Annotated in this window: 13 protein-coding genes; 8 read left to right on the top strand and 5 right to left on the bottom strand. The window is 67.2% G+C overall.

Going from position 1 to position 14998, the window contains the following annotated elements:
- Positions 1-261: 261 nt before the first annotated feature.
- Complete coding sequence (locus ACLARN_RS41875) at positions 262-1350, bottom strand: PA containing protein (RefSeq protein ID WP_409497038.1); 1089 nt, start codon at positions 1348-1350, stop codon at positions 262-264.
- A 210-nt stretch (positions 1351-1560) separates the two neighbouring features.
- Here ACLARN_RS41875 and ACLARN_RS41870 point away from each other — a divergent pair, with 210 nt between their 5' ends.
- Both ACLARN_RS41870 and ACLARN_RS41865 read left to right on the top strand, forming a co-directional pair.
- Positions 1561-2670 carry an adenosine deaminase gene (locus tag ACLARN_RS41870; RefSeq protein ID WP_409497037.1) on the top strand — a complete coding sequence of 370 codons (1110 nt, stop codon included), beginning with the start codon at positions 1561-1563 and terminating at the stop codon, positions 2668-2670.
- Positions 2671-2726: 56 nt separating this feature from the next.
- Positions 2727-3935 carry an MFS transporter gene (locus ACLARN_RS41865; protein WP_409497042.1) on the top strand — a complete coding sequence of 403 codons (1209 nt, stop codon included), beginning with the start codon at positions 2727-2729 and terminating at the stop codon, positions 3933-3935.
- 20 nt (positions 3936-3955) lie between these two features.
- On the opposite strand, the gene ACLARN_RS41860 is transcribed toward ACLARN_RS41865, so the two are convergent.
- Positions 3956-5206 (bottom strand): primosomal protein, encoded by a 1251-nt coding sequence (locus ACLARN_RS41860; RefSeq protein ID WP_409497036.1) that lies wholly within the window; start codon positions 5204-5206, stop codon positions 3956-3958.
- A 157-nt stretch (positions 5207-5363) separates the two neighbouring features.
- Here ACLARN_RS41860 and ACLARN_RS41855 point away from each other — a divergent pair, with 157 nt between their 5' ends.
- Positions 5364-7874: a DEAD/DEAH box helicase gene (locus ACLARN_RS41855; RefSeq protein WP_409497035.1), complete on the top strand. Its 2511-nt coding sequence runs from the start codon at positions 5364-5366 to the stop codon at positions 7872-7874.
- A 19-nt stretch (positions 7875-7893) separates the two neighbouring features.
- Here ACLARN_RS41855 and ACLARN_RS41850 read toward each other — a convergent pair whose 3' ends face one another.
- Both ACLARN_RS41850 and ACLARN_RS41845 read right to left on the bottom strand, forming a co-directional pair.
- Positions 7894-8568, bottom strand: coding sequence for a hypothetical protein (locus tag ACLARN_RS41850; RefSeq protein ID WP_409497034.1), 675 nt, complete (start codon positions 8566-8568; stop codon positions 7894-7896).
- Positions 8569-8622: 54 nt separating this feature from the next.
- The gene (locus ACLARN_RS41845) at positions 8623-9291 is read right to left on the bottom strand and encodes an NADPH-dependent F420 reductase (protein WP_409497033.1); all 669 of its coding nucleotides are present in this window, start codon (positions 9289-9291) and stop codon (positions 8623-8625) included.
- On the opposite strand from ACLARN_RS41845, the gene ACLARN_RS41840 reads away from it, so the two are divergent.
- Positions 9290-9649, top strand: coding sequence for a winged helix-turn-helix transcriptional regulator (locus ACLARN_RS41840; RefSeq protein ID WP_409497032.1), 360 nt, complete (start codon positions 9290-9292; stop codon positions 9647-9649). The two genes, ACLARN_RS41845 and ACLARN_RS41840, sit on opposite strands and share 2 nt — an antisense overlap.
- 32 nt (positions 9650-9681) lie before the next feature.
- On the opposite strand, the gene ACLARN_RS41835 is transcribed toward ACLARN_RS41840, so the two are convergent.
- Positions 9682-10662: a sugar-binding transcriptional regulator gene (locus tag ACLARN_RS41835; protein WP_409497031.1), complete on the bottom strand. Its 981-nt coding sequence runs from the start codon at positions 10660-10662 to the stop codon at positions 9682-9684.
- 129 nt (positions 10663-10791) lie between these two features.
- Between ACLARN_RS41835 and ACLARN_RS41830 the strand changes: the two genes are divergently transcribed.
- The 4 genes from ACLARN_RS41830 to ACLARN_RS41815 are packed head-to-tail and all read left to right on the top strand — an operon-like array spanning position 10792 to position 14876.
- Positions 10792-11796, top strand: a complete 1005-nt coding sequence (locus ACLARN_RS41830; protein ID WP_409497030.1) for a zinc-dependent alcohol dehydrogenase family protein — start codon at positions 10792-10794, stop codon at positions 11794-11796.
- Positions 11789-13129 (top strand): ABC transporter substrate-binding protein, encoded by a 1341-nt coding sequence (locus ACLARN_RS41825; protein WP_409497029.1) that lies wholly within the window; start codon positions 11789-11791, stop codon positions 13127-13129. The genes ACLARN_RS41830 and ACLARN_RS41825 overlap by 8 nt, the downstream gene beginning before the upstream one ends.
- Positions 13129-14064, top strand: coding sequence for a carbohydrate ABC transporter permease (locus ACLARN_RS41820; protein ID WP_409497028.1), 936 nt, complete (start codon positions 13129-13131; stop codon positions 14062-14064). The genes ACLARN_RS41825 and ACLARN_RS41820 overlap by 1 nt, the downstream gene beginning before the upstream one ends.
- On the top strand, positions 14061-14876 hold the full coding sequence (locus tag ACLARN_RS41815) for a carbohydrate ABC transporter permease (RefSeq protein ID WP_409497027.1): 816 nt from the start codon (positions 14061-14063) through the stop codon (positions 14874-14876). The genes ACLARN_RS41820 and ACLARN_RS41815 overlap by 4 nt, the downstream gene beginning before the upstream one ends.
- The last annotated feature ends 122 nt before the right edge of the window (positions 14877-14998 follow it).

The following is a 14998-nucleotide window of genomic DNA, read 5'->3' as shown; positions in this document are numbered from 1 at the left end:
GCCCAGCAACTCAACGGCCGGCCACGCAAAACGCTCGGCTGGAACAAACCAGCCGAGCGCCTGCGTGATCTACTGGCAGCCACATAAGCCATCAGGTGTTGCGAGGACCCCGAGAATTCGCCCGGCTGAGCCGAGGGAAGGGGGCCTTCACGCGCTAAAGGGGGAGAGCCCGCAGCCTGTCGCGTTCAGGCCTCTAGTTGCGGAAGTGCGTGGTGCGAACTACCGCAACTAGAGGACGAAACGCGGGGAGGGGGAGAGAACTCAGTCGGTGGTCTCGTCGGTGCCGTCGGCCTTCGCCTTGGCGTCGGCCGCCTTGGGCGCCCGGCCGTTGCGCGAGCTGCGGCGCGGCTGACGCGGGGCGGGCGGCGCCGCGGAGATCTGCTGCACGGCCGGGCCACCGCCGAGCATCAGCTCCGCGAAGGTCGCCATCGCCTCGTCCAGCTGACCACCGATGCGGCGCACGGACTCGTCGTTGCTCTTGCGCACCAGCGTGTCCACCGAGTCGGTGTCCGGCTGCTTCGACAGCGTGCTCTCGACCTTCGACAGGCCGCTGCGGATCGAGCCGTCGAGGTCGCCGAGGCGTCCGGTGAAGCCGTCCTCGACCTTGTCGAGCCGCTCGGCCAGACCGTCGAGCCGCGAGGTGACCTTCTCGAGACGGTCGCCGAGGCCGTCGAGCCGCTCCGACGCGTCGATCATCTCGCCGGTCTCGGTCAGCGCGGTCTTCAGCGCTTCCGTGTTCGAGGCGAGGCTGTCCTTGGTCGCCTTGTCGAGGTTCTCGACGCGGGTGCGCAGTTCGCGGTCGACGGTGTCGACGCGGTCGCGCAGGGCCGACTCGGCCTGCTCGACGCGCTCGCGCACCGGGCCGATCACCGACTGCGGCAGCGTGTCGGTCTTCACGTCCTGCTTGTCGAGGTGCGCGCCGAGCTCGTCGAGACGGCGGTGGATGTTCTGGAGCTTGTCCTCGAGCCCGTCCATCCGGCCCCCGACGCCTTCGAGCCGCGCGGCCATGCCGTCGAGGCGGCCGTCCAGCTGGGCGAAGGGCTTGGCGAGCTTGTCGACGACGCTTTCGACGGCGCGCGTCAGGGCGGCGATCGCCGTGTCCTGCGCTTCGAGCCGCGACATGGTCTCGTCGAGGCGTTCGGCGAGCACGCTGGTCTCGGTGCGGTCGGGCATCTCCGACAGCCGCTTGCGGACCGCGCCGAGCGAGTCGACCGGGGCGAGACGGGCGTAGATGTCGTCGAGCGCGTCGAAGATCTGCTGCTGTTCGCTCTCACGCACTTCGGCCGCGCGCACCAGCATGTTGCGCATCCGGTCGAAGGACGGGGCTGCAATGTGGTTGTCAGTGGTCACTGCGGTGTCCTTCGTGGGCGGGGAAATGGGAGGGACGTGACGTGAAGCTTATCCATTGCGAAATTGCTGTGCGTATGGCCCCCGGGTATCGGACAATGCCGAGCTCTGCCCCTGATGGCCGATTCAGCCCGTGATCGACAAAGCTGAGGGTTAAGTCCAGCATGAGAGTTACCGCCATGTAGGGGAATGACAGGCTGGTTACCGTTACGTATGTCCTCTGAAAGCACCAGTTCCCGCATCCCGGAGGCGGTACTGACCCGCGCTCCGAAGGTTCTCCTGCACGACCATCTGGACGGCGGCCTGCGTCCAGGCACCGTCGCCGAACTCGCCGACCTGACCGGGTACACGGCCTTGCCCGCCACCGATCCCGTGGAGCTCGGCCGATGGTTCCACGAAGCCGCCGATTCCGGCTCTCTCGTCTCGTACCTTGAGACGTTCGCGCATACCTGCGGCGTGATGCAGACCGAGGAAGCGCTGGTCAGAGTCGCCGCCGAGGCGGTGGAAGACCTTGCCGCCGACGGGGTCGTCTACGCGGAGGTGCGCTACGCCCCCGAACTCTTCGTAGAACGCGGCCTGTCACTCGATGCGGTGGTCGAGGCTATTCAGGCCGGATTCGCCGAAGGTGAACGGAGAGTGGCGGCCGGAGGGGGCCGGATCAGGGTCGGGACGTTGCTCTGTGCGATGCGCCAGCACGCCCGCGCCCTCGAGATCGCCGGTCTCACCGTCCGCTACCGCGACGCCGGCGTCGTCGGGTTCGACATCGCCGGACCGGAAGACGGATTTCCGCCAACCAGAAATCTCGACGCATTCGAGTTTCTGCGGACGAATAATGCGCATTTCACCATTCATGCCGGGGAGGCCTTCGGGCTTCCGTCCATTTGGGAGGCGATTCAGCATTGTGGCGCCGAGCGGCTCGGGCACGGGGTGCGCATCGTCGAGGACATCAAGACCGACAGTGACGGCACGGTCCATTTGGGACGGTTGGCCGCCTATGTCCGTGACCGCCGGATCCCGCTGGAGATCTGCCCCACGTCCAATGTCCAGACGGGAGCGGTGCGCTCGATCGGCGAGCATCCCATCGGCCTGCTCGCCAGGCTGCGCTTCCGGGTCACGGTCAACACCGACAACCGCCTGATGAGCGGCTGCACGATGACCAGCGAATTCGCCGCGCTGGCCGAGGCGTTCGGCTTCGGGCTGCCCGATCTCGAGTGGTTCACCATCAATGCGATGAAATCCGCGTTCCTCGATTTCGACCAGCGGCTCGACATCATCAACACGGTCATCAAGCCCGGGTATGCGGCCTTGCGTTCGTTAGCATAGACAACTACCGTTCACTATGTAGGAGGACTTTCCCAAATAGTGAAACGGTGGCGATGATGGCGCAGGTCGTGGACGTGGGGATCGGCGGCAAACGACGCTGGCTCATCCTCGCGCTCGGCCTCGCCGCGCAGACCGCGAGCTGTTCGTTCCTCTACGGGATCCCGTTCCTGGTCCCGTCGATGCAGCGTGCGGAGGGGCTCACGCTCGCCGAAGCGGGAACGGTGGTCGCGGCGCCGAGCCTTGGCCTGCTGTTCACCTTGATCCTGTGGGGCGCGGCCGCGGACCGTTACGGAGAGCGTTTGGTAATGGCCATCGGGCTGGGCGTCTCGGGGTTACTCCTCGTGTACGCGGCCGCCGGTGACCACTCGCTAGGGATCCTCTTTGGAGTGTTCCTGCTCGCCGGTGCGAGCACCGCGTCAGTGAACGCCGCGAGTGGCCGGGCCGTCCTCGGCTGGTTCGGCCCGGCCGAACGCGGCTTCGCGATGGGCATCCGCCAGATGGCCCAGCCGCTCGGTGTGGGGGTCGCCGCCTTCGGTCTCCCGCCGCTCGCGGATCGCTGGGGATTCCAGGTCTCGCTCATGCTGCCCGCGCTGGCCGCGATCGTCGCCGCACTGCTCGTCGCCTGGCTCCTCGTCGACCCGCCGCGGCCGGAATCCGGGACCACGGCGGGGGAGAAACCGCCGTCGCCGTACCGGAAGCCGGCGTTGTGGCGGGTCCACGGCGCGAGTGCGCTGCTCGTCGTCCCGCAGTTCACGGTCTCCGCGTTCACGCCGGTCTATCTGGTGACCATGCACCACTGGACGGCCGCGTCGGCTGGCTGGTTCGTCGGCTGCGTCCAGATCCTCGGCGCGCTGGGCAGGCTCGCGTCGGGCTACTGGTCCGACCGCGTCGGCAGCAGGCTGCGGCCGATGCGGCAACTGGCGATTTCGAGTGCCGCGGTGATGCTGCTGGTCGCGCTCGGGGACGCGACCTGGCCATGGCTGGTGCTGCTGGCGCTCGTGCTGGCCGCGGTGATCACCGTGTCCGACAACGGGCTCGGGTTCACCGCGTCGGCGGAGATGGCCGGGCTCGCGTGGGCGGGCCGGGCGATGGGCACGCAGAACACCGGTCAGAACATCGCCGCCGCACTGACCCCGCCGATGCTGGGCCTGGTGATCGGCGACACCCGCTACGCGCTGGCCTTCGGTGTCGCCGCGATCTTCCCGGTGCTGGCCATCGCGCTGGTGCCCGTCAAAGACGAAAAGAGCCCCTCAGGACGAACCTGAGGGGCCCTTTCACAGGTGGATCACAACACCGTGAGGCGGTTCTCGAAGGTCTCGACGAGCTTGCGCCACTCGGACTGCTCGGCGTCGAACGGAGCACTCGGCTCGAGGCGCGAGGGGTCCGGCCGCAGCACGAACGACACCAGCCAGCCGAGGCTTTCGTTGGCGGCCAGCGCGGTTTCGACGCTGTCGTCCTCGGCCCACTCGGCGGCGTCGGTGATCAGCTCGACGGCCAGTTCCAGCTGGATCGGGTCGATCGACTCGGGGCCCTCGGCGATGTCGTCGGCGATGCCGTTGAGCACGTAGGTGTTCTCGGTGTCGACGTCGACCTCGAGCTCACCCGCGGTGGCCTTCGTGGTCACCTCGTCCCAAGTGGACACTTGGGCGAGGTCGTTGTCCGCCAGCTCCTTGCCGTCCGCGATCGCGCGGATGAGGGCCTTCTCGGAGGAGAAGACGTCGATCTCGCCTTCACTGCCGAGGAAGATCGGCTTGTCGTCGAGGTAGCAGCGCAGCGTGTAGTACTCGGAGCCGGAGGTGATGATCTTGATCGGGTCGATGCCGACCTCACCCCAGAAGCCGACGGGCTCGTCGTCTTCTTCCTCGTCATCGTCCACGTCGACGTCTTCGAGGTCCTCGTCGGCTGCGGCGGCCGCCTCGGCTTCGGCGGATTCCGCGAGGAAGGTCGCGAGCTCTTCCGCCGTCTGCTCCAGCACCTTCTCGTCGACGTCGGGAGCGGCCACCAGGCCGTCGATCGCGTCGAGCACGATGTCCCACTTCTCGGAGACGGCCTTCGACAGATCCGCCCAGAGGCGTTCGCCGTCGCGGCCGGAGAAGGGCAGCGTGCCCTGGTCCAGCAGCGAGAAGCTCTCGTGCGCGTCGAGGACCTCGTGCACGTCATCGAGTTCGCACACGTCCGCGAGCGAACGCACGATGCCGATGATCTCGGCCAGCTCGCCGAGCGTCCACTGATCCGGCTTCTCGGCGACCAGTTCGGGGACGCCCACCAGGTCGTAGGTGTGGTCGTCGTCCGGGATCAGCTCGGGCACGTTCAGCGCGGGCACGAGCTCCCACGCGGGGTGGTCGAGCAGGTCGTGCTGCTCGGAAGTCCGGACGAACGCGGCGAGATGCGCGGCGTCGGGGAAGGCGTACAGGTCCTCCTCGTCGCCGAGGAAGGCTTCCCACTCCTCGCCGTCTTCCCGCCAGCGCGGCGCCCAGAGAGTGACGACGTCACCCTGTGGCAGGCCGAGTTCGATCGGGATGATGTCCTGTGCCATTCCTTAGCCCTCTCGGATTACCGCCTGTGTGCGCGCGGCCGGGTGATTCATGCATGCCCGGTGGGTGCGCGGTACCGCGAAGCCTACGGGTTTCCGGCGAAGGGCGCGATCACCCCTGGGCAAGAAGCGACCAACGGATGGCACGATAGGTCCTCTGATGACACTTACAGACCTCCTGCCTGCGGATCCCGACCCCGACTCGCTGTTCGAAGCCTTCTCCACCTGGACGGCCGAGCGCGGGTTAGCGCTGTACCCCGCGCAGGAGGAGGCCATCATCGAAGTGGTCTCCGGGGCGAACCTGATCCTGTCGACGCCGACGGGGTCCGGGAAGAGCCTGGTCGCCGTCGGGGCGCACTTCACCGCGCTCGCCCACGGCCGCCGCAGCTACTACACGGCACCGATCAAGGCGCTCGTCTCGGAGAAGTTCTTCCAGCTCATCGAGATCTTCGGCGCGGAGAACGTCGGCATGATGACCGGCGATTCGAGCGTCAACGCCGAGGCGCCGATCATCTGCTGCACAGCGGAAATCCTGGCGAACATGGCGTTGCGGTTCGGTGCCGACGCGCCGGTCGGCCAGGTCATCGCCGACGAGTTCCACTTCTACTCGGAGCCGGATCGCGGCTGGGCCTGGCAGGTGCCGCTGCTGGAACTGCCGAAGGCGCAGTTCGTGCTGATGTCGGCGACGTTGGGCGATGTCTCGTTCTTCGAAAAAGATCTCACCAGGCGCACGGGCCGCCCGACCGCGGTGGTCACCTCGGCCGAGCGGCCGGTGCCGCTCACCTTCCGCTACGCGCTGACGCCGTTGCACGAAACGATGTCCGAGCTGCTCCACGGTGGCCAGTCGCCGGTCTACGTCGTGCACTTCTCACAGGCGGCGGCGATCGAACGCGCGCAGACGCTGATGAGCATCAACGTCACCACCAAGGCGGAGAAGGAGGCCATCGCCGAGATGCTCGGCGACTTCCGCTTCGCCGCCGGGTTCGGGAAGACCCTTTCGCGGCTGGTCCGGCACGGCATCGGCGTGCACCACGCCGGCATGCTGCCGAAGTACCGGCGGCTGGTCGAGCAACTCGCGCAAGCCGGGCTGCTGAAGGTGATCTGCGGGACCGACACGCTCGGCGTCGGCATCAACGTACCAATCCGCACGGTGGTCTTCTCCGCGCTGACAAAGTACGACGGAGTGCGGCAACGGCATCTCAAGGCGCGCGAGTTCCACCAGATCGCCGGACGCGCGGGCCGCGCCGGCTACGACACCGACGGCTACGTCGTCGTGCAGGCGCCGGACCACGTTGTCGAAAACGCCAAGGCGCTGGAGAAGGCGGGCGACGATCCCAAGAAGAAAAAGAAGATCGTCCGCAAGAAGGCACCGGAAGGGTTCGTCAACTGGACGGAGAGCACCTTCGACCGGCTGATCGCCGCCGACCCGGAACCGCTCACGTCGAGCTTCCACGTCAGCCACTCGATGCTGCTGAACGTCGTTTCCCGGCCGGGAAACGCGTTCGACTCGATGCGGCATCTGCTGGAGGACAACCACTCCGACCGTCCCGCCCAGCGGAAGCTGATCCTGCGCGCGATCGCGATCTACCGCGCGCTGCTCGCGGCGGGCGTCGTCGAACGGCTCGACGAGCCGGACGAGCAGGGCCGGATCGTCCGGCTCACCGTGGACCTTCAGTTCGACTTCGCTTTGAACCAGCCGCTTTCGCCGTTCGCGCTGGCCGCGATCGAACTCCTCGACGTCGATTCGCCGTCGTACCCGCTCGACGTCGTGTCCATTGTGGAATCCACTGTGGACAACCCGCGCCCGGTGCTCTCGCAGCAGCAGTTCAAGGCGCGTGGCGAGGCCGTGCAGGCGATGAAGGCCGAAGGCATCGAATACGACGAGCGGATGGAACTGCTCGAGAACGTCACGTATCCGAAGCCGCTGGAGGAACTGCTGGAGGCGGCGTATTCCCGCTACCGGCAAGGGCATCCGTGGGTCGACGACTACGAGCTCAAGCCGAAGTCCGTCGTGCGCGACATGTACGAGCGCGCGATGAACTTCGTGGAGTACATCGGTTTCTACCAGCTCGCCCGGTCGGAAGGCCTGGTGCTGCGGTATCTCACCGACACCTACGACTCGCTCCGGCACACGGTCCCCGACGAGGCCAAGACCGAGGGGTTGCAGGACCTCATCGAATGGCTGGGCGAACTGGTGCGGCAGGTCGACTCCAGCCTCCTCGACGAGTGGGAAGCCTTGCGGCACCCCGAAGAGGAGGGTCCCGTTTCGGTGCGGCCGCCGTCCGAGCCACCCGCGGTCACGCGGAACGAGCGGGCCTTCCGGGTCCTGGTGCGGAACGAGTTGTTCCGCCGCGTCGAACTCGCTTCCCGGCGTTCCTACGGGACGCTCGGCGACCTGGACGCCGCGTCGGGCTGGGACGCCGACGCGTGGGAAGACGCCATCGAGGACTACTTCGACGAGCACGAAACCCTGGGCATCGGGCCGGACGCGCGCGGGCCTCAGCTGCTGATCATCGAGAAGGAGACGGAGATCTGGCGGTTGCGGCAGATCTTCGACGACCCGGCGGGCGATCACGACTGGGGCATCAGCGCGGAGGTCGATCTGGCGGCTTCGGACGAGGCGGGGGTGGCGGTCATCCGGATCACGGCGGTGGACCGGCTCGGGGGCTGAAGGGGACTTTCCCCGCATGTCATGAGGGGAAAGCGCCCTTCACCGGGTGAGATGAGGGGAAGGCGTCCTTCAGCCCCCGCCTGCGTTGGACCAACCGCGTGACCAGCACGATCAGCGAAAGCGCGGGCAGCGGGTAGCCCAGGAGCAGGCCCACCGTGATGTCGGCGAGCGGCGCGCCGACGGCGGCGACGAACACCCACGTCGGAGCAGTCGGCAGCTTCACGCCGGCGCGGGCCTTGCCCCACGGCTTCGCCACCGAAAGCCACGCCTGGAACGCGAGCGCGCTCGCCATCAGCGCGGTGCCGACGACCAACGCCAGCGGCGCGGGCTCGGGTTCGCCCGCCCGCGCCGCCTCGACGGAGTCCTGCAAAGCGCCGGACAGCAGGAAGATCCCGGCATACAGCTGGACGAGGGTGATCGCGAACTTCGCCAGCACCCACCAATGCCGGGTGAAACCCCAGGCCGTCGTCGCGGCGAGCATGAAGCCGGTGAAGGCCGACGCGTTGGCGAGCGGCGCCAGCAGGAACGAGTCGATCTCGTGTGCCATGGAGGTCGCCGCGACGCGGGTCGCGCCGTCATCGGTGGTGCGGCTGATCGCCAGGAGGGTGAACAGCGCCAGGGCTTCCCCCATCCAGGCCACCGAGGTGATGACGTGCAGCCACACGGTCAGCTGTCGCCAGGTTTTCGTCTTCACGCCGCACAGGTTCGCGCGACCGCCCCGCCCGGCACATCGGGGGCGACCCTGAAATCAGGCCGGAAGGGGCGGGAAACAGGCCTGGGCGTCGTGGCCGTCGAACCACAGTCCGACCGTGAACGCCATCGTCGCCTCCATGAGCGCCGCCCGGTCGAGACCGCCCGCGACCAGGGGAACGCACCCGAGGTCGCGGACCAGTTCGCTCACTTCGCCGACCTTGTCGCCGCAGATCGGCACCGCCAGCGGACGGCCGCCGAACACCGGCGGAGTCATCCGCCAGACGTCCACGTGGCACAGGTTGAACGCCTTGACCACGTGCGCGTCCGGCGCGGCGGCGGCGATCCGGGCCGCCTGATCGGGCACCGTGAGCACGGCGCCGGGGCCGACCGCGTTGGTGCAGTCGATCAGGACCTTCCCGGTGAGATTCCCCGCCGCGGCAAGGACTTCCGTCACCGACGGCGCGGGAACGGCGAGCAGGATCACCTCACTCGCGCGGGCGGTTTCCTCCCAGGTCCCCACTCGTGGGGAGATCTTGGCGGCCTTGGTCCGGTCGCGGGCGGCGACCATCACCTCGTGCCCGGCCTTGGCCCACTGGCCCCCGAGTGCTTCCGCCATCCCGCCCGCGCCGAAAATGCCGATACGCATCGTGCTGCTCCCTAAGATCGAGTTACAGCACGACGGTAGAAAGCCGCGCGGGTACCAAGTGGTTACCGGAGGTCCCATGAACGACGTCTTCCTCGCCGATTGCCGCGCCCGGCTGGCCTTCGACCTGATGGCGAACACGTGGAACCCGGTCGTTCTGTGGGCCCTGCGGGACGGCGCGCTCCGGCCGGCCGAACTGCGGCGGCGGCTCGGCGGGATCAGCACGAAGGTGCTCACGGAGACGGTCCGGCGGCTGGAGTTCAACGGTCTGGTCAGCAGGCGTGACTGCGGTCGCACGGCGAAGGTCGAGTACTCGCTGACAGACTTGGGGGTCAGCCTCCTGGAGCCCATCGAGGCCTTCGGGGAGTGGGCGTTCCGGCACGGTGACGACGTGATGGCGGCCCAGGACAAGACGGCCCAGTTGCGCGAACTCGCGTGATTGGATGGAGATCTCGCGTGATTGGGCGGCGATCAGGCGGGCGGGCGGGCCTCGGCCAGTTTGAGGAGCGGGACGGCCGCGGCCGCGTCGGTGATCAGCGTCGAGACCATGCCGGAGCGCAGCACGGCGTCGATCGCCTCGGCTTTCGGTTCCGTGTAGCCCAGCGCGATCACCTCGGGGACCGCCAGCAGCTCTTCGGCGCTGATGGCCAGCACGTGGTGGGCCAGCCCGGTGGACATCGGGGTCCCGTTAGCGTCGAACAGGCGCGCGGCGACCTCCGCTTTGGCACCGCGTTTCGCTATCGCGTCCCGTTCCGTTTCGTCGAGCGCGTCGTAAACCGTCGATTCCTCGGGTTTCCACGCGCCGATGCTGACGACCGCCTTGGTCAGGTTCTTGAACTGCCCGAAGGTTTCCGCGATGCCCGGCTGCCGTCGCAACGTCTCGGTGGTGCGACGGTCGGGGAGGACGAGCGGGCCGAAGATCGGGTACGCCTGCCCGCCGGAGACGGAGGCGACGCGGCTGACCGTCTCCACCGATCGGTCCCGCATGTCCATCCCCGCCTGCACCCCGCACAGTTGCACGACCGGGCAGTTCGGCAGCGAGCGGATCGCGTCGGTCATCGCGTTCACGGAACGTGCCCATGACAACCCGAGAACGTCGCCGGGAGTGACGATTTCGGCCAGGAGCTGAGCCGCGAGCGTGCCGATCTTCCGCCGGGCCACCTCGCGGGATTCCGGTTCCGGCGCTCGTTCGAGCACGAGCACCCTGTCCAGCCGGTACGCGGCGCGGATCTCCTCGGACAGCACGAGATCGACCGGCGCGGGCAGGTGGAATTCGACCCGGACGATGCCACTTTCCCTGGCCGTGTCCAGCATTCGCGCGACCTTGAACCGGCTGATCCCGAACTCGTCGGCGATCTCGAGTTTCGAAGCGCCCTGTTCGTAGAACCGCCGTGCCACCGCGGCCAGGCGCAGTGACTCCACCAGGCCGAGAGCCTGCTTCTTCGCGCTCATATGAGCATTGTAACGCGAAATCAGCGCCAAAGGTTGACGTAACACCAGGGAAAAGTTCACCATTCCTGAACATGCAGTCAAAAGCATAAGCCTGTCCCGCTCATCTGAGCGGAGAGAAGAGGAGCTGGCATGCGTGCCGCGATCGTGGACAAGCCCGGGGAGATCAGGGTCGGCGAGGTACCCGATCCCAAACCGGGGGATCGCCAGGTCGTCGTCAAGGTCGGTGCCTGCGGGATCTGCGGGACCGATCTCCACATCGCCGACGGGCATTTCCCGCCGACGCCCTACCCGATCGTCCCCGGCCACGAGTTCGCCGGCGAGATCGTCGAACTCGGCGCCGATGTGCCGGGTGGCTGGCAGATCGGCGACCGGGTGGCCGTCGACCCGTCGCTGTTCTGCGGCTACTGCAAGCCTTGCCGGTCCGGCCGCGGCAACCTCTGCGAGAACTGGAACGCGACCGGGGACACCGTGAACGGCGCTTTCGCCGAGTACGTCGCCGTTCCCTCCGCGAACTGCTACCGGATGCCGGACACGATGACCTGGGAACAGGGCGCGCTCGTCGAACCGGTTTCCTGCGCGGTCCATGGCGTGCGCCGGATCGGCGTCGAGGCGGGGGAACGGTTCCTCGTCGTCGGCGCGGGCACGATGGGCCTGATCATGCAGCAGTTGCTGCAACGCGCGGGCGCCCACGTCACGATGGTCGACCGCAACACCTCCCGCCTCGGCCGCGCGAAAGACCTTGGCGCGGTCGCGGTCGCGAGTGACGTGAAGGAACTGGACGACGAGAAGTTCGACGCCGCCGCGGACTGCACCGGTGCCGCGCCTGCCATCGAGGCCGCTTTCGACTCGCTCCAGCGCGGCGGCCGCTTGCTGGTCTTCGGCGTCGCTCCCGCCGAAGCACGCGTCGCGCTTTCGCCGTTCCGGATCTACAACGACGAGATCACCGTCGTCGGCTCGATGGCCGTCATGAACAGCTACGGCGCAGCGCTCGACCTGGTCGCCGACGGCGCCATCGACACCGGCGCCCTGCTCACCGACACGCTGCCGCTGGAGCAGTACCCCGACGCGCTCGCCCTCATGCGCAGCGGCGCCGGCCTGAAGGTGCAGGTCTTACCGGGAGGCGAAGGTGCGTAAAGCAGTCGCTCTGCTCGCGGTTCTCTTGCTGACCCTCACCGGGTGCGCCGGTGCGGGCGCGCTCGGGACCGGCGACCGGACACTCGTCGTCGCGATCGTCGCGAACCCGCAGATGAAGGACGCCATCGAGCTTTCCGGCGAGTTCGAGAAGGCGAACCCCGGCGTCACCCTCAAGTTCGTGTCGCTGCCCGAAAACCAGGCACGCGCGAAGATCACCGCGTCGACGGCCACCGAAGGCGGCGAATTCGACGTCGTCATGATCAGCAACTACGAGGCACCGCAGTGGGCCGCGAATGGCTGGCTCGAAAACCTCGAGCCGCATATCGCGGCGAATCCCTCGTACGACTCGGCCGACTTCATCCCCAGCATCAAGGAATCGTTGTCGCACAACGGATCGATGTACGCGGTGCCGTTCTACGGCGAGTCGTCGTTCCTGGCCTACCGGAAGGACCTGTTCGAGCAGGCCGGGATCACCATGCCCGCCAAGCCGACGTGGTCGCAGATCGCCGAGTACGCGGCGAAACTCGACGACAAGTCGAAGGGCCTGGCCGGGATCTGCCTGCGCGGCAAGCCGGGCTGGGGCGAGAGCCTCGCGCCGTTCACCACGGTCGCCAACACCTTCGGCGCCCAGTGGTTCGACAAGGACTGGAACGCCAAGCTGACCAGCCCCGAATTCAAGGCGGCCGCCGAGTTCTACGTGAATCTCGTGCGCGACCACGGTGAGGTCGGCGCGTCGAGCGCGGGCTTCTCCGAATGCGGCACGCGGTACACCCAAGGCCAGGCCGCGATGTGGTATGACGCCACGGTCATGGCGGGCACGAACGAGGACCCGTCGGCCAGCAAGGTCGTCGGGAAGTCCGGATACGCCCCGGCGCCGGTGGAGAAGACGCAGGCGAGCGGCTGGCTCTACACCTGGGCGCTGGCGATCCCGAAGGTCGCCAAGGACAAGGACATCGCCTTCAAGTTCATGTCCTGGATGACCGACAAGGCGTACGTGCAGCGCGTCGCGCAGGAGTACAAGGACTGGAACCGCGTCCCGCCGGGTGTGCGGAAGTCGACCTACGACATCCCGCAGTACCGCGAGGCCGCCAAGGCCTACGCGCAGCCGACGCTGGACGGGATCGCGGACGCCAACCAGGCGAAGGCGATGGCGAATCCGGTGCCCTATCCCGGCATCCAGTTCGTCGGCATCCCCGAGTTCCAGGATCTCGGCACGCGCGTGAGCCAGCAACTTTCGGCGGCGATCGCGGGTCAGATCACCGTGGACGAAGCATTGAAGCAGTCACAGGAGTACGCGCAGACCGTCGGCAAGTCGTATCAGGAGGTGCAGTGATGGCCACGCTCTCCGCTCCCGCCCGCACCGAGCCAGCCCACGCGAAGAAGGCGGCTCCGAAGCGCGGCACCGACACGCCGTTCAAACGACGGCTCCCGCTGCTACCCGCGTTGCTGTTCGTCGTCGCGGTGACGCAGTTGCCGTTCGTGCTGACGGTGTTCTACTCGTTCCAGTCGTGGAACCTGGTGCGGCCGGGCTCGCGGCATTTCGTCGGGTTGCAGAACTACATCGACGTCTTCGCCGACTCGACGTTCCTCGGGGCGCTGCTGAACACCGTCGTGCTCACGGTCGTCTGTGTGTTCTTCTCCCTGTTGCTCGGCCTGGGGCTCGCGATCCTGCTGGACCGCAAGTTCCTCGGCCGCGGCGTGGTCCGGACGCTGCTGATCACGCCGTTCCTGATCCTGCCCGCGGCGGGCGCGCTGCTGTGGAAGACGACGATGTTCGACCCGACCTACGGGTTGCTGCACTTCGTGTTCGGTACGGACGTCGACTGGCTCTCGGAGTTCCCGCTCGCGGCGGTGATCGCCCAGGTGGTCTGGCAGTGGACGCCGTTCATGATGCTGTTGATCCTGGCCGGGTTGCAGAGCCAGCCCAAGGACGTGCTGGAGGCCGCGTCCGTCGACGGTGCCGGCCGCTGGCGGACGTTCACCGCGATCACCCTGCCGCATCTGAGCCGGTTCCTGCAGTTGGCGACGCTGCTGGGCGCCATCTACATCGTGAACAGTTTCGACGCGATCTTCCTGATGACACAAGGAGGTCCGGGTACGGCCAGTACGAACCTGCCGTTCTACATCTACCAGCGGGCGTTCCAAGGTTTCGACATCGGGCAGTCGTCCGCGATGGGCGTGATCGTCGTGATCCTGACGATGATCGTCGCGACCTTCGCGCTGCGCCTGATGTTCCGCACGTTCTCGGTCCAGGGAGGCGCGAAATGAAAGGCCGGTTCGGCGCGGGCGCGCTGACGGTCGCGACCTGGGTGATCGCGATCCTGTTCGTGTTCCCGCTGCTGTGGATGATCCTCACGGCCTTCAAACAGGAGGCCGACGCCTACACCGATCCGCCGCGGCTGTTCTTCTCCCCGACCCTCGACCAGTTCGCCGGTGTGCTCGAACGCGGATTTCTGCCGTACCTGTCGAATTCCGCGTTCGTCACCGTCGTCTCGACGATTTTCGTGCTGCTGCTGGGAATCCCGGCGGCGTACGCGCTGTCGCTGGCGCCGGTGAAGGGGACGAGCAACGCGCTCGGGTTCTTCCTGTCGACGAAGATGCTGCCGATCGTGGCGGCGATCATCCCGCTGTACGTGATCTCGCAGAACACCCAGCTGCTGGACAACGTGTGGGCGCTGATCATTCTGTACACCTCCATGAACCTGCCGCTGGCCATCTGGATGATGCGGTCGTTCTTCCTCGAAGTGCCGCTCGAGATGATCGAAGCGGGCCGGATCGACGGCGCGACCCTGCCGGTGCTGCTGCGGAAGATCATCATGCCGGTCGTCGCGCCAGGGGTGGCCGCGACCGCGCTGATCTGCGTGATCTTCTCGTGGACCGAGTTCTTCTACTCGGTCAACCTCACCGCCGCGCGGGCCGGGACCGTGCCGGTGTTCCTGGTCGGGTTCATCACCAGCGAGGGCCTCTACTGGGCGCAGCTGTCCGCGGCCGCGCTGCTCGCGTCACTGCCGGTGATGATCGTCGGCTGGATCGCGCAGAACCACCTCGTCCGGGGCCTGTCGATGGGCGCGGTCAAGTAGGTCTTGGGTCGGGTGATCGTGAGAACGACCCGCAATTAGTCCTCTACTTGTCGTCGCTCCGTGAAGGCCTCCTTGCCTACCCTGAGAGTAGGCAAGGAGGCCTTCACGGACTCCGTGATGCC

The sequence above is a fragment of the Amycolatopsis sp. cmx-11-12 genome (genome assembly GCF_046269425.1).
Classification (GTDB): Bacteria; Actinomycetota; Actinomycetes; order Mycobacteriales; family Pseudonocardiaceae; genus Amycolatopsis.
The sequence above is the reverse complement of the archived record's forward strand: the minus strand, read 5'-3'. Positions and strand labels throughout refer to the sequence as shown.